This is a genomic window from Staphylococcus sp. HMSC13A10, from assembly GCF_001808005.1.
Classification (GTDB): domain Bacteria; phylum Bacillota; class Bacilli; order Staphylococcales; family Staphylococcaceae; genus Staphylococcus; species Staphylococcus pasteuri.
Map to the genome: position 1 here is coordinate 246,688 of NZ_KV791884.1, position 13,789 is coordinate 260,476.

Annotated in this window: 14 protein-coding genes, 1 riboswitch and 1 other annotated feature; all 14 genes read right to left on the reverse strand. The window is 31.2% G+C overall.

All coding sequences use genetic code 11. The features are described from left to right. Positions 1-17: 17 nt before the first annotated feature. The 14 genes from hemB to HMPREF3125_RS11570 all read right to left on the reverse strand — a co-directional run bounded on the left by hemB (position 18) and on the right by HMPREF3125_RS11570 (position 13,396). A complete protein-coding gene (gene hemB, locus HMPREF3125_RS11505) occupies positions 18-992 on the reverse strand; it encodes a porphobilinogen synthase (protein ID WP_070453943.1) in 975 nt (324 codons plus the stop codon). Beyond that, the gene (locus tag HMPREF3125_RS11510; RefSeq protein WP_029055681.1) at positions 982-1,662 is read right to left on the reverse strand and encodes a uroporphyrinogen-III synthase; all 681 of its coding nucleotides are present in this window, start codon (positions 1,660-1,662) and stop codon (positions 982-984) included. Before HMPREF3125_RS11510 ends, hemB begins: the two co-directional genes overlap by 11 nt. Positions 1,663-1,683: 21 nt before the next feature. Beyond that, a complete protein-coding gene (gene hemC / locus HMPREF3125_RS11515) occupies positions 1,684-2,610 on the reverse strand; it encodes a hydroxymethylbilane synthase (RefSeq protein WP_070453945.1) in 927 nt (308 codons plus the stop codon). 70 nt (positions 2,611-2,680) lie between these two features. Beyond that, a complete protein-coding gene (gene ccsA, locus HMPREF3125_RS11520) occupies positions 2,681-3,493 on the reverse strand; it encodes a cytochrome c biogenesis protein (RefSeq protein WP_026083527.1) in 813 nt (270 codons plus the stop codon). Positions 3,494-3,514: 21 nt separating this feature from the next. Beyond that, positions 3,515-4,861, reverse strand: a complete 1,347-nt coding sequence (gene hemA / locus HMPREF3125_RS11525) for a glutamyl-tRNA reductase (protein ID WP_070453947.1) — start codon at positions 4,859-4,861, stop codon at positions 3,515-3,517. A gap of 190 nt (positions 4,862-5,051) precedes the next feature. Then, positions 5,052-5,639, reverse strand: coding sequence for a ribosome biogenesis GTP-binding protein YihA/YsxC (gene yihA, locus HMPREF3125_RS11530; protein WP_017638197.1), 588 nt, complete (start codon positions 5,637-5,639; stop codon positions 5,052-5,054). Between the two features lie 149 nt (positions 5,640-5,788). Beyond that, entirely contained in the window at positions 5,789-7,051 is a 1,263-nt protein-coding gene (gene clpX, locus HMPREF3125_RS11535) for an ATP-dependent Clp protease ATP-binding subunit ClpX (RefSeq protein WP_017638198.1), read from the reverse strand. Positions 7,052-7,284: 233 nt separating this feature from the next. Beyond that, positions 7,285-8,586, reverse strand: a complete 1,302-nt coding sequence (gene tig / locus HMPREF3125_RS11540; protein WP_029055679.1) for a trigger factor — start codon at positions 8,584-8,586, stop codon at positions 7,285-7,287. A gap of 175 nt (positions 8,587-8,761) precedes the next feature. Beyond that, positions 8,762-9,679, reverse strand: a complete 918-nt coding sequence (locus tag HMPREF3125_RS11545) for a hypothetical protein (protein ID WP_070453949.1) — start codon at positions 9,677-9,679, stop codon at positions 8,762-8,764. A 19-nt stretch (positions 9,680-9,698) separates the two neighbouring features. Then, positions 9,699-10,307, reverse strand: coding sequence for an NUDIX domain-containing protein (locus HMPREF3125_RS11550; RefSeq protein WP_017638200.1), 609 nt, complete (start codon positions 10,305-10,307; stop codon positions 9,699-9,701). 211 nt (positions 10,308-10,518) lie between these two features. Continuing rightward, positions 10,519-10,875, reverse strand: coding sequence for a 50S ribosomal protein L20 (gene rplT / locus HMPREF3125_RS11555; protein ID WP_017638201.1), 357 nt, complete (start codon positions 10,873-10,875; stop codon positions 10,519-10,521). A 55-nt stretch (positions 10,876-10,930) separates the two neighbouring features. Next, positions 10,931-11,131: a 50S ribosomal protein L35 gene (rpmI, locus tag HMPREF3125_RS11560; protein ID WP_002451769.1), complete on the reverse strand. Its 201-nt coding sequence runs from the start codon at positions 11,129-11,131 to the stop codon at positions 10,931-10,933. A 29-nt stretch (positions 11,132-11,160) separates the two neighbouring features. After that, the gene (gene infC, locus HMPREF3125_RS11565) at positions 11,161-11,688 is read right to left on the reverse strand and encodes a translation initiation factor IF-3 (protein WP_026083528.1); all 528 of its coding nucleotides are present in this window, start codon (positions 11,686-11,688) and stop codon (positions 11,161-11,163) included. Between the two features lie 26 nt (positions 11,689-11,714). Next, positions 11,715-11,838, reverse strand: a sequence feature (ribosomal protein L20 leader region). A 61-nt stretch (positions 11,839-11,899) separates the two neighbouring features. Beyond that, positions 11,900-13,396 carry an amino acid permease gene (locus tag HMPREF3125_RS11570; protein WP_046466789.1) on the reverse strand — a complete coding sequence of 499 codons (1,497 nt, stop codon included), beginning with the start codon at positions 13,394-13,396 and terminating at the stop codon, positions 11,900-11,902. A 169-nt stretch (positions 13,397-13,565) separates the two neighbouring features. Continuing rightward, positions 13,566-13,739, reverse strand: a riboswitch (Lysine riboswitch). Positions 13,740-13,789 lie beyond the last annotated feature (50 nt).

Genomic DNA, 13,789 nt, shown 5'->3' on the forward strand with positions numbered 1-13,789 from the left:
CTTTATTAATCATTTGGTTATTTATCTAAATACTGGCAAATATCTTTAGCAAAGTAAGTAATAATCATATCTGCACCAGCACGTTTCATTGAAACCATTTGTTCCATAACTACTTTTTCTTCATCAATCCAACCATTTAAAGCAGCTGCTTTTGTCATACTATATTCCCCACTTACATTATATGCAACAACAGGAATATTAGTATTATTTCTAACATCGCGAACAATATCTAAGTAACTTAAAGCTGGTTTAACAATCATCATGTCACAACCTTCTTTTAAATCACTTTCTAATTCTCTAAGTGCTTCTAAACGATTGGCAGGATCCATTTGATATGTCTTACGGTCTCCAAATGAAGGAGCAGAATCAGCTGCATCTCTAAACGGACCGAAGAAACTTGATGCATATTTAATACCATAACTCATAATTGGTACATTTTGATATCCTGCATCATCTAATCCTTGTCTAATTTCTGCTACAAAGCCATCCATCATATTACTTGGTGCTATGATGTCTGCACCTGCTTCTACTTGAGAAATAGCTGTTTTAACTAATAAAGGTAATGATTTATCATTATCAACATCATGAGTATGATCATCAATGACGCCACAATGGCCATGGTCTGTATATTCACATAAACATGTGTCTGCAACGATTAATAAATCACTGTACATTTTTTTAGCTATTCTAGTTGCTTCTTGAATAACACCATTATGATCATATGCACCAGAACCAACATCATCTTTTTCATTAGGTACACCGAAGAACATAATTGCTCTAATACCTAAATCATAAGCTTCTTTTATTTCTTCGTGTAATAAATTCAAGCTTATTTGATATATACCTGGTAGTGATTTAATTTCACTTTTCACGTCATCTTTTTCAACTACAAATATAGGATAAATTAAATCTTCTTTTCTAACATGTGTTTCTCGCACCATATCTCGCATTGTTCGAGAAGAACGTAATCTTCTATGTCTATCAAATTTCATTTTTGTCCCTACTTTCTAATATTTTATCTATTATCGACGCTAATGTTTGTTTATTTGCAATCTTTACTGTTTGATTAAAAGAATGAAGTGTTTCAGCCGTTTGCTTACCAATTGCAAAGTAATGATCAAACTTAGGTATCGGGTCTTCATTAAAATAATAACGCACTGAAGACGAACTTGAAAATGTTAAAGCATCAATTTTGTGATTATTGATTAGAGATTTCACTTCTTTGATATTTTGATAATTAGGTATAGGTTCATACAAATCAATTTTAACTACATCATTTGTTTTTGATAACTCATCATATAAATACGGTCTAGCTTGTTTACTTGAAGGTAAAAGTATCTTTTGATTGTGTTCTGAGAATTGATTTATAAATCCTTCTTGTGAATAATCAATTGGAATGAAATCTACTGATATATCTAATGATTGACAATATTCAGCAGTTTTTTTACCTATTGCAGCTACCTTTTGATAATTTACCAAATTCATATATTTTAAAAAATATTTGACTGCATTTTTAGACGAAAAAATAAGCCAGTCATAGTTATTTTTTAACAAGTTTTCATCAAAATAAAGTGATTGTATTTCTATAAATGGTTTATGAATAATCTCAACCAAATCACTTTGAAATTTACTTGTTTGTGTCATAACTACAACTGGTCTCATTTTTAAGTGTCACCTCGAAGATTATTGTTCTTCATTTAATTTCCTAATAATTTCATAAGCACCTTGTTCTTTTAAAACACGACTAACTTCTCTACCAAGTTCTACTGGAGAAGTACCTATAGCAGTATGTTCATATCGTTCAGTACCATCAGGTGTCATGATTAATCCTGTGAATTCTATTTGTTTACTGCCATTAATCGTAGCATAGCCACCGATAGGAACTTGGCAACTACCATCCATCTCAGCTAAAAATGTTCTTTCAGCAGTCACACATTTTTCTACATCTTCGTTATGAACTTCTTTTAAAAGCTCTAACAATTCAGCATCATCGCTTCTACATTCAATACCTAATGCACCTTGACCAATGGCTGGAAGTAAAATATCTTTATCTAAATAAGTTGTCACTATATCATCTGACCAACCCATACGTTTTAATCCAGCAGCGGCAAGTATAATTGCATCATAATCTTCGGTTTCTAATTTTTTTAGACGTGTATCAATATTACCTCTAATCCATTTTATTTCTAAATGTGGATATTTGGCTAAAATTTGAGCACCTCTTCTTAACGAACTTGTTCCAACGATGCTTCCTTCTGGCAACTCTCTTAGAGGAGTATGATCTTTAGAAATATATGCATCAAATGGAATTTCTCTATCAGGAATACATCCTAATGTCAGTCCTTCTGGAATAATACTTGGAACGTCTTTTAAAGAATGTATAGCCATATCTATTTCTTTATTGAATAATTCGTTTTGGATTTCTTTAACAAATAAACCTTTGCCACCAACTTTAGATAACTGTTTATCAACAATACGGTCGCCTTTAGTTACTATTTCTTTAATTTCTATATCTAAGTCAGGTCGTACTTGTTTCAATTTATCTATAAATTGTTGACTTTGTGTTAAGGCTAGTTTACTTCTTCGAGATCCAACCACTAACTTACGCATTTTGCTGCCTCCTAAACAATCACTCAATCTTATTATATATTTCAATGCTATTAATTTTAACTACTATTAATTATGAGAAATGAGTAGTAAAAAACAAATTAATCATGCATAAACAGAATAAAATAATATTAAAGTATATAAGATATCTTTGAATGAAAACTTTTCTCACTCTAAATATTAAATAAATACCATACAATATTGTAATGATAGTTGAAAAGATAACTTTAGGATCAATAAAGATTCGTTCTCCTACAGAGAAAACACCCCATTGAGCGCCTAAAATAATACTAATTATGAGTATAATCCAACCTGCTAAAGTTGTAAAAAATACAATAGATTCAAGTGTGGCTACACTTCCGATTCTAAAGTATTTTTGATCAAAATTCTTTTCTTTTAAATTACGATATTGAATGATATAAAGTAAACAATTTACGAATGCTAGTGCAAAAAAGGCATAACTCAATATAGCTAAACCTATATGAACAAGTAATAATTCATTGATTACTGCAATTTGCTGAACTTGGCTATGATATCTGTTAGGTTCAAACGTAATCATTGCCATAAGGATAAAACCAATTAAATTTAAAAAGAAAACAGAAAAATTTAATGTTTTTATTAAATTCAAAATCAGTGATATTGAAATAATAATCCACGTCAACGAGAAAAATACGTCGAATAAAGAACCTAATGGCACATGTTTTGTTTGTATAATAAAAACAGATAAAGAGATTGTTTGTAAAACCCAAACAATCCCTAATGTATACATGCCAAATACTCTAATCTTATGACTTTTACGTACAAAATCTAGAAAATAGCAAACAATGCTTATCAAATATATAATTAATATTATTTCATGAAATCTAATAAACAGGTTTTCTTGCATATCATCACCATATTAATATGCTTATTCAAAACTAAAAATTCGACGAGCCGAAATTTCTTTAGCCTTACTTTCTTTGTGCTGTCTTGCTTGTTCATAAGGATTTTCAGCTACTATGTCAAAAATGCTTTGAAAGAGCTCTAATTTTTCGTTACTTTTCTTATCACTACTTAATTCTTTAGCCTGCTTAATAGGATCTTTTAACATTTGGTTAATAATACTTTTCGTATGTTTAGAAATGATTTTTCTTTCTCTTTCTGATAAATCAGGTAACTTTCTATCAATACTTTCCATAGTCTCAGATTGAATATTCATTGCTTTTTCACGTAATGCTCTAATAACTGGTACCACACCTAACATATTTACCCAGTCATTATGAGTTTCAATTTCACTAGGTATTTGCTCAACAATAGTTTGTGCAGCTAACTGACGTTCTCTTAAGTTCGCATCTACGAGTCCTTTTAAATCATCTACGTCGTAGTTGAAAATATTGTTAATGGCATCAATACCTGGTTCTATGTCTCGTGGAACTGCAATATCAACGAGTAATAAAGAATCTAATTTACGATGATTAGCAATAGATTCAATCATATCGTTGGTAATGATATATGATTCTGAGCTTGTAGAACTGATGACAATATCAGCATGTTGTAATAAAGTTGGTAATTCATCTAAAGATTGATAGTTGACTTGATGTTTTTCAGCTAAGATTTTAGCTTTACTCAAAGTTCTATTAACAATAGTTATATCTGTAATTCCTGATCCTAAAAGATTTAAGAGTGATAATTCACTCATTTCCCCTGCACCAATAATGACAGCTTGTTTGTGTTTTAGTTTTCCGAATACCTTTTTAGCTAATTCAACTGCAGCATATGAAACACTAACAGCATTATCTGCAATATCAGTTTCACTATGCGCTTTTTTAGCAAAAGTAATAGCCTGTTTAAATAAATGATTAAAAATTGTTCCTGTTGTACCTGTTTCTTGAGCTAAGAAAAATGCATCTCGCATTTGACCAAGAATTTGTGTTTCACCAAGTACAATAGAATCTAATCCAGAAGTAACTCGCAATAGATGTTCTACTGCTTCGTCCCCCACTTTAACTTCTGACATATCTTTAATATCATCTACTTCAAATCCAAATTTACGTGCTAAAAATCTTTGGACGTAATAACGACCTGTATGGATTTGATCAACAACGGCGTATACTTCAGTACGATTGCATGTAGATAAAATAACATCTTCTAAGATGGATTTAGTTTCATATAAATCTTCATGGGCTAATCGTAAGGCATCATCTCTAAAAGCAACCTGCTCTCTTAGTGCTACATCAGCAGTTCGATGATTAATGCTTATTGCTATAAAATGCATTTATAACGCCCTCCATATACTTACAATAACACAAGTATAACACATTTGAATCTTTTATTAAGTCGATTGCTCAAATAAATTAGAAAGATTCTAATCTACATTCAATTTTTTGTCAAAATTGTTACTAATTTCTTTATACCTCATAAAAATATTGTATATATTGAAATGTTTCTGTGAATATTTAAAGTAATTATAAATAAGACTCGATAAGATCCCAAATTTGTTGTTGTTTATTATTTTTGACAGAAGAATAACTTACAATCGTATCGCCATCTTCTAAATCTAATTTATGTTTAATATTAATTAAATGCTTTTGTACTTTCCCTTTAGGAATTTTATCTTCTTTAGTACATATAATTAGCGTCGGTATATCAAAGTGTTTTAAATAATTATACATGAGCACGTCATCTTCAGTTGGATTATGTCTCAAATCAACAAGTTGGATAACGAGTTGTAATTTTTGACGTGTTGTTAAATATTCTTCAATCATTTTGCCGAATTTTTCACGTTGTACTTTACTTACTTTCGCATATCCGTAACCGGGCACATCTACAAACACAAGCTGGTCATCGATATTAAAGAAATTTAATGTTTGAGTTTTACCAGGTTGTTGTGAAGTTCTTGCCATGTTTTTACGACCTATCATACTATTAATAAATGATGATTTCCCCACATTTGAACGTCCGCTTAATGCAACTTCTGGTACTTCTGTTTCTGGGTACTGTTCTTCTTTGACAGCACTTATAATTAAATCTATATTATTAGGATTAATTTTCATTGGTGATCCTCTCTTTACTTATTTCTCACATTAACACTTTACCATTACTCCTATATTAATGTCATCCTACATTTTCAAATAGAAGTAAATCACTCATTTTCTAAACAAAAAAATAGAGCCACAAACATGTGACTCTATTTAAACGTTATTTATGCTGATGTTTTACTATCATTAATTAGATTACCTTCTGAATCATATAATTCAGGTTCAACTTCATCATTGATTGTTTTTTCGGTAATGACGACTTTAGTAACATCTTCTGATGATGGTACATCGTACATAATATCAATTAGTGCTTCTTCAATTATTGAACGAAGACCACGTGCCCCTGTTTTACGTGCAATAGCTTTTTCACTAATAGCAGATAAAGATTCATCGCTAAATACTAATTCAACGTTATCTAATTCAAGCATTTTAGTATATTGTTTAACTAATGCATTTTTAGGTTGAGTTAATATATTTTTAAGTGCATCTACATCTAGCGTTTCTAAGTTAGCTACAATTGGAACACGACCGATAAATTCTGGAATTAAACCATAAGACTGTAAATCTTCTGGTCTAATTTGTTCTAGTAATGCTTCTTCATCATATTTGTCTGCTTCATTACTAGCAAATCCAATTACTTTTTCACCTAAACGACGTTTAATTACTTCATCGATACCATCAAATGCACCACCAAGGATGAATAAGATATTTGTAGTATCAATTTGAATCAATTCTTGGTTCGGATGCTTACGTCCACCTTGAGGAGGTACACTAGCAGTCGTACCTTCTAAGATTTTTAATAGTGCTTGTTGAACACCTTCACCGGAAACATCTCGTGTAATTGATGTGTTTTCAGATTTTCTTGCAATTTTGTCAATTTCATCAACGTATATAATACCTTTTTCAGCTTTGTCTATATCAAAGTCTGCTGCTTGAATTAAGCGTAATAAGATATTTTCAACGTCGTCACCAACATAGCCAGCTTCAGTTAAACTAGTAGCATCTGCAATTGCAAATGGAACATTTAATGTTTTAGCTAATGTTTGTGCTAATAATGTCTTACCACTACCTGTTGGTCCGATTAATGCAATGTTACTTTTTTGTAATTCAACATCATCTTCATTAGGGCCTAGTTGTTGAATACGTTTATAGTGATTATATACAGCTACAGATAAAGCTTTTTTAGCCTTTTCTTGACCGATTACATATTCATTTAAATGGTCCATAATCTCTTTAGGAGTTGGTAATTCTGTTAATTCTTCTGAAGAATTTTGTGCTAATTCTTCTTCAACGATTTCTGAGCATAGTTCAATACACTCATTACAAATATACACGCCACTTCCTGCAACTAATTTCTTAACTTGATCTTGATCTTTACCGCAGAAAGAGCATTTTAAATTTTCTTCATCTTCATTGAATTTGAACATTCTTTTCTACACCCCTATTCCATAAAGACTATACTAGATAGCATTCTATAATGCAACATAATAACATTCAATTTATTTGCTTAAAAAATAGGAAAGAGTGGGACTGAATTCAAACTGTTATAGATTGAACTCATGGCCCCACCCCACAAGATAGATTATCTTATTAAACCTTCCAATTATTAATATAAGAATAATAATATTAAATGTTTGTTGCTGTAGAGGATATCTATAAATTAGTCTTCTTTACTACCTTCAACTAATTTTGCATTATCTTTTAATAAGTCAATTACTTTTTGAATACGAACATCGTTTTTCACGATATCAGTATTACCTAATGTGTTTTTAATATCTTCTACAGAGATATTAAATTGTTCGCTCATTTTTTCTAATTCTTTATCGATATCTTCGTCAGTAACTTCGATATTTTCAGCATCAGCAATTGCAGTTAATGTTAAGTTTGTTTTAACACGTTGTTCTGCATCGTCTTTCATTTGTTCTCTTAATTGAGATTCATTTTGACCTGAAATTTGGAAGTAAGTTTGTAAGTCTAGACCTTGTTGTTGAATTCTTTGGCCAAATTCTTGAACCATACGATCTAATTCTGTATCGATCATTGCTTGAGGAATGTCGATAGTAGCATTTTCAGTTGCTTTGTTAATAGCTTCTTCTTTTTCAGTGTTTTCAGCTTCTGTTGCTTTTTGTTCAGCTAAACGTTTACGTAAATTTTCTTTGTATTCATCAACTGAATTTGCTTCAGAATCTAATTCATTAGCTACTTCATCGTCTAATTCAGGTACTTCTTTATATTTAATTTCATTTACTTTTGTTTTGAACGTAGCTTCTTTGCCAGCTAATTCTTCAGCATGGTATTCTTCTGGGAAAGTGACTACTACATCTTTTTCTTCTCCAGTTTTCATACCTTCTAATTGCTCTTCGAAACCTGGGATAAATGAACCTGAACCAACTTCTAGGTCGTAACCTTCAGCTTGTCCACCTTCAAATTCTTCACCATCAACTGATCCGCTGAAATCAATATTAACAGTGTCGCCATTTTCAACAGCGCCATCTTCTTTAACAACCATTTCAGCCATATGACTTAAACTATGGTTAATTGATTCTTCTAATTCTTCATCAGTTAATTCAGTTTCTTGTTTTTCAATTTCTAAACCTTTGTAGTCACCTAATTTAACTTCTGGTTCAACAGTTACAGTAGCTTCAAAAATGAAATCTTTACCTTTTTCAATTTGAGTTACATTAACTTCAGGTTGAGCAACAGGTTTAATATCTGTTTCATCAATTGCTTCACCATAAGCTTCAGGTAATAAAATGTCTACTGCGTCTTGATATAACGCTTCAACGCCAAAACGTTGTTCGAAAATTGGACGAGGCACTTTACCTTTACGGAATCCAGGTACATTAATTTGTTTAACTACTTTTTTAAATGCTTGATCTAATGCTTTATCTACTTTTTCTGCTGGAACAGTAACTGTTAATAATCCTTCGTTACCTTCCTTTTTTTCCCAAGTTGCTGTCATGTATAAATACCTCCATGAATAACTATTTTATTTTTTCAACTTCCCTATTATAGCATAGGTCAATTACGTACACAAACATTGAAATTGCAACGTTTGTGAAATTATTTACTACTTATTTCAATTAAATTTCACGTTAAATGATTTATTTCTCTTTTGCAAGAAATTAAATTCGAATTCAACTTTCTAATTGTTTTATAAAAGTTAATGCCTCTTCTTTCACCACATTCTTTTCTATACCAATCATTCCTTTAAAATAAACATCATATGCGTTTGTCCATTCATCAATGGTAAATATTTCTTCTATATTAAGAGGATATAATAATATAGAATGATTGTTCATAATGTGGTTCGCCTCGTCTACAATATGTAAAGCACCGTCTTCTAATTGATTAATCACTTCAGGTATAATTCGAGTTTTCATAGTTGTATGTTCAAGACCTTTTAAATCTTTTGGTTTAATTTCTGATGTATAACCGTATTTATCAATTCTTATAGGCTCCTCTGATTGAGCGAATCTTAAATACTCTATCATTAAACTTATAATATTATTTTCAAAGGAATAATTGTTTAATAAATAATTTATCGATTCTTTAAAGTCAAAATGTCCATTATCTATTAATTGAAGTAAGATATGAGTTTGTTCTCTGGTACTTAAGTGATTAAATTCAGTTAAAGATTGTGAAAGTTGTTGTTTATGAGATTGTAACTGAGCTTGTGCATATTCTTTTAAAGGAAATAACTCCATTCTTGTCTTATGATCACGCACTTCATCTATAATTTGATTTATGACTTCAACAGCTTCATAGTATTGTTCTAATCCATTTAAACTTTTAACGTAATAAATCATTAAATCATCATATCTGTTTAAACCTTTTTTTAATAAGATGATTGCTTCTTCTCTCAATTCTAAAAATGCATTCATTTGATATAACATGTTGCATTTTGTCATAGCCAAATTTTCATCTAAATCGAATTGACTTTCATATTGTTCAAATAGATTATACATTTCATCAAAATTTTGCGTTAACTCAGCTTGTTTGATTTCTTTTTTTAATTTTCCCTCTGATAATGGAAACGGAATGATATCTGACATTCATTTTGCACCTCAATTATTATAAATCTTGAAGAATTAATGCACTCCATGTCTCAAAGTCATCATAAGATTCAATTTTTCCTTTTTCAATCCATTTAATTCTTAAAGTGTCTGTTTCTTTAGCTTCTACATCGTTAGAATTCACAGTGATTTTAAAAACAACACCCATGTGAACTTTGCCAACGTCGTTATTATCGTCATTTATGAATCCAATATATTCCATATTTTGAGAATCTTCTGTAGATAGACCTACTTCTTCTTCTAATTCTCTTTGAGCGTTGACTCGTAATACTTCATTGATTGAATCTGCTCCGACAACATCATTCATGTGTCCACCTACACCTATAGATGATTGTCCATGTAAACGTTCTTCTCCTCCACCAGATAGGCGTTCATAAACGAGAATTTCGCCATTTTGGTTTTCTAAAAGACAATATGAGATAAGTTGTTTATAGTCTGGGTTTTCTTCCATATCTCCTCTACGTTTAACTTCATAATGACTTAATGAATTAAAAATATTATCGCCTTTTACATCACTTTTCGATAGAAAGCCATTAAACGCATTTGTTTCATTGTCAAAAAGAGTTGTTCTTGGTACTACAATAATTTGCTCATCAAATTTAGACATACTTTTCTCCTTTATACTTACTTTTATGAATTCATTCTATCAAACTTATTTTCAAATCGCGATTTATAACTTTTCATTGTTTTATAAAATTATAGTTAAATATAATATTTGGTCGAAGAAATATAAATAAAAGCTGGGACATCATAAAATGTCTCAGCTTTTATAATTTGATAAAGATTAGAAAGGTTTTCCTATCTTATCAAAGATTAATTTATTTTAAAGCGTCTTTAGCTTTTGATACTAATTCACCGAAAGCTTTGTCGTCTGAAATAGCAATTTCAGATAACATTTTACGGTTAATATCGATGTCAGCTTTTTTCAAGCCGTTCATTAATTTTGAATAGCTCATGTCATGTTTACGAGCTGCTGCATTGATACGTGTAATCCATAATTTACGGAAATCACGTTTACGTTGACGACGGTCACGGAATGCATATTGACCTGATTTCATGACTTGTTGTTTAGCTACTTTATATAATGTATGTTTTGAACCGAAGTAACCTTTAGCTAATTTAATCGTTTTTTTACGACGTGCTCTTGTTACTGTTCCACCTTTTACTCGTGGCATATTAAATTCCTCCTTAGATTCTATCTACGTTATTAATCGATAATCGTTAATTTCATTATTTTTTATAAGATAATAATTGTTTTACGCGTTTCATATCACTTTTAGAAACTAATCTACTTTTACGTAATTGACGTTTCTGTTTAGTGTTTTTGTTTGCGAATAAGTGAGATGTGAAAGCTCTTGAACGTTTTAATTGACCTGAACCAGTTCTTTTAACACGTTTTGCTGCTCCACGGTGAGTTTTCATTTTAGGCATGATTCATTTCCTCCTAGAAATTAATTTAATTATTTTTCATTAATTGGTGCTAACATAAGGAACATTTGACGGCCTTCCATTTTAGGCTTCTGTTCTACAGTAGCAAGGTCTTTACATTCTTCAGCAAATTTTTCTAATTGGCGTTGACCAATTTCTTTATGCGTAATTGCACGACCTCTGAAACGAATTGAAACTTTACATTTATCGCCTTTAGAAAGGAATTTACGTCCATTTTTCAATTTTGTTTGGAAATCGTGTTCCTCAATTGTTGGACTTAAACGAATTTCTTTAACGTTAATTGTTTTTTGTTTCTTCTTCATTTCTTTTTCTTTTTTCTGTTGTTCGAATTTGAATTTACCGTAATCCATAATTCTAGCAACAGGTGGTTTAGCATTTGGTGCTACGATTACTAAATCTAAATCAACACGTTCAGCCATTTCTAAAGCTTCTTGTTTTGATTTGACACCAATTTGTTCACCATCTTGACCTACTAAACGAAGTTCTTTCGCGCGAATTTTCTCATTAATTTGAGTTTGATCTTTTGCTATGGTTGACACCTCCCAGTATTTTACGAAATTGTCCCAAGCAAAAAGAAGAGCGAGTATCACTACCCGCTCTTCTTCACACATTAATTGTGTAACATGATTAACCTGCCAACTGCTTACAGCGTCGCTACAGGTGAGAAGCGGGAGCTTCTACTTGGTTCGTTTCGTATTCAACGTTACTAATCATACCAACTATTAATGTATTCGTCAACTATTTTTTTATTTAATCATGATGTCTTACTTCTTCCATAGACACATCTTGACGTAAATCCACTTTTTCTAATGGAATTTTTTTAGTTTTATATCTTACTTTATGATAAATAAAGAATGCTAAAAATACTGGGATACCCATATAAGTAATGATAAATCTATTGATATCAAAATCACCAGTCTTAATGAAATCAACATCTTGACCTAAAATAACAATAACACATAAGAATCCAGCAAATATTGGACCAAATGGGAATAATTTAGCTTTATATTTCAATTTAGACTTATCATAATTTTGTTTATCAAATGCGCGTCTAAATCTATAATGACTGACTGCAATACCTACCCACGCGATAAAGCCAGTCATACCACTAGCAGCTACAATATAGTCATAAGCATCACCACTTAAATGTTGTAATAAAAAGATAATAATTACAATTATTCCAGTGATTGCTAGAGAAATATAAGGTACACCATTTCTATTAGTTTTTGAGAATGATGCATATGCTAATTTATCTTTACTCATAGAATATAACATTCTTGTAGAAGCGTACATACCTGAGTTACCTGCGGATAATACGGAAGTTAATATAACAGCATTCATAAATGATGCTGCAAATGCTAAGCCTGCATTTTGGAATACTAATGTAAATGGAGACGTTGATACGCTGCTATCTCCTCCCATTAATGCATTGCTATCATAAGGAATTAACATACCTATAATAAATATCGCTAGAATGTAAAATAGTAATATTCTCCAAAACACTTGTTTAATTGCTTTAGGTACAGCTCTTTCTGGATTTTCAGATTCTCCTGCTGTGATTCCTATTAACTCAGTACCTTGGAAAGAGAACCCTGCAACTAAGAATACACCTAAAATTGATAATAAACTACCGCCTAAATTACCACCTAATATTGGGCCTTCGCCTTTTGTAAATGTTTCAAAGCCTACAAATTTACCGCCCATGATTCCGACAATAGTTAATAAACCTATAATGATAAATATGATAACAGTTACAACTTTAATTAATGCAAACCAGTATTCGCTTTCTCCGTATACTCTAACCGATAGTGAATTCAATGCAAAGATAATAACAAGGAATATACAACTCCAAATCCATGCTGGTACACCTTGCATTGGTGACCAATATTGAATCACTTGTGCTGCAATTGTAACGTCTGCAGCTACTGTAATAACCCAGTTAAACCAGTAATTCCAACCTAATGCGAATCCTAATGATGGATCAACAAAACGTGTTGCATATGTACTAAATGAACCAGAAACTGGTAAATATGTTGCCATTTCTCCTAATGATGTCATTAAGAAAAAGACCATGGCACCAATAATGGCGTATGCTAATAGTGCACCTAACGCACCAGCACTATGAATAGCACCACCAGAAGTCATAAATAGTCCAGTACCGATACACCCTCCTATTGCTATCATGGAAAGATGTCGATCTTTTAAACCTCGTTGAACGCCTTCATTCTGATTTTGATTTTTACTCATAGAAGAATCCTTTCCTTGTATTTAGAGGCTTCAATGTTACTTTTTCAAAGCAAAACTAAATGCATGACTTTCGTTAAAATTGTTAGTTTCATTCAATAATTAACTTTATCATTGCAAATAAAAAAGTGACTACATACCTTTAAGATATGCAACCACTTTGCTTTTATCTATATTAGGTAGCACATCACATTAAGTGACAGTACAGTTTCTTTCGACAACTGTCCCAACAAACGTCTATTATGGTTAACGTTTGTTTCGGCAATATTACCTTTGACTTGTTCAACATTCGTTCCATACAACTTCTGACAAGCTACTATTTAATATTGCAACCTCTAACTCAACTTTTATTTTAACTACCTTGTAATATACATGAACTGACTGTTAATTTCAAGT

What these genes read in the sequence shown, in the direction of transcription:
- hemB (WP_070453943.1), bottom strand. Translation starts at nt 992, where the DNA reads ATGAAATTTGATAGACATAGAAGATTACGTTCTTCTCGAACAATGCGA.
- HMPREF3125_RS11510 (WP_029055681.1), bottom strand. Translation starts at nt 1,662, where the DNA reads ATGAGACCAGTTGTAGTTATGACACAAACAAGTAAATTTCAAAGTGAT.
- hemC (WP_070453945.1), bottom strand. Translation starts at nt 2,610, where the DNA reads ATGCGTAAGTTAGTGGTTGGATCTCGAAGAAGTAAACTAGCCTTAACA.
- ccsA (WP_026083527.1), bottom strand. Translation starts at nt 3,493, where the DNA reads ATGCAAGAAAACCTGTTTATTAGATTTCATGAAATAATATTAATTATA.
- hemA (WP_070453947.1), bottom strand. Translation starts at nt 4,861, where the DNA reads ATGCATTTTATAGCAATAAGCATTAATCATCGAACTGCTGATGTAGCA.
- yihA (WP_017638197.1), bottom strand. Translation starts at nt 5,639, where the DNA reads ATGAAAATTAATCCTAATAATATAGATTTAATTATAAGTGCTGTCAAA.
- clpX (WP_017638198.1), bottom strand. Translation starts at nt 7,051, where the DNA reads ATGTTCAAATTCAATGAAGATGAAGAAAATTTAAAATGCTCTTTCTGC.
- tig (WP_029055679.1), bottom strand. Translation starts at nt 8,586, where the DNA reads ATGACAGCAACTTGGGAAAAAAAGGAAGGTAACGAAGGATTATTAACA.
- HMPREF3125_RS11545 (WP_070453949.1), bottom strand. Translation starts at nt 9,679, where the DNA reads ATGTCAGATATCATTCCGTTTCCATTATCAGAGGGAAAATTAAAAAAA.
- HMPREF3125_RS11550 (WP_017638200.1), bottom strand. Translation starts at nt 10,307, where the DNA reads ATGTCTAAATTTGATGAGCAAATTATTGTAGTACCAAGAACAACTCTT.
- rplT (WP_017638201.1), bottom strand. Translation starts at nt 10,875, where the DNA reads ATGCCACGAGTAAAAGGTGGAACAGTAACAAGAGCACGTCGTAAAAAA.
- rpmI (WP_002451769.1), bottom strand. Translation starts at nt 11,131, where the DNA reads ATGCCTAAAATGAAAACTCACCGTGGAGCAGCAAAACGTGTTAAAAGA.
- HMPREF3125_RS11570 (WP_046466789.1), bottom strand. Translation starts at nt 13,396, where the DNA reads ATGAGTAAAAATCAAAATCAGAATGAAGGCGTTCAACGAGGTTTAAAA.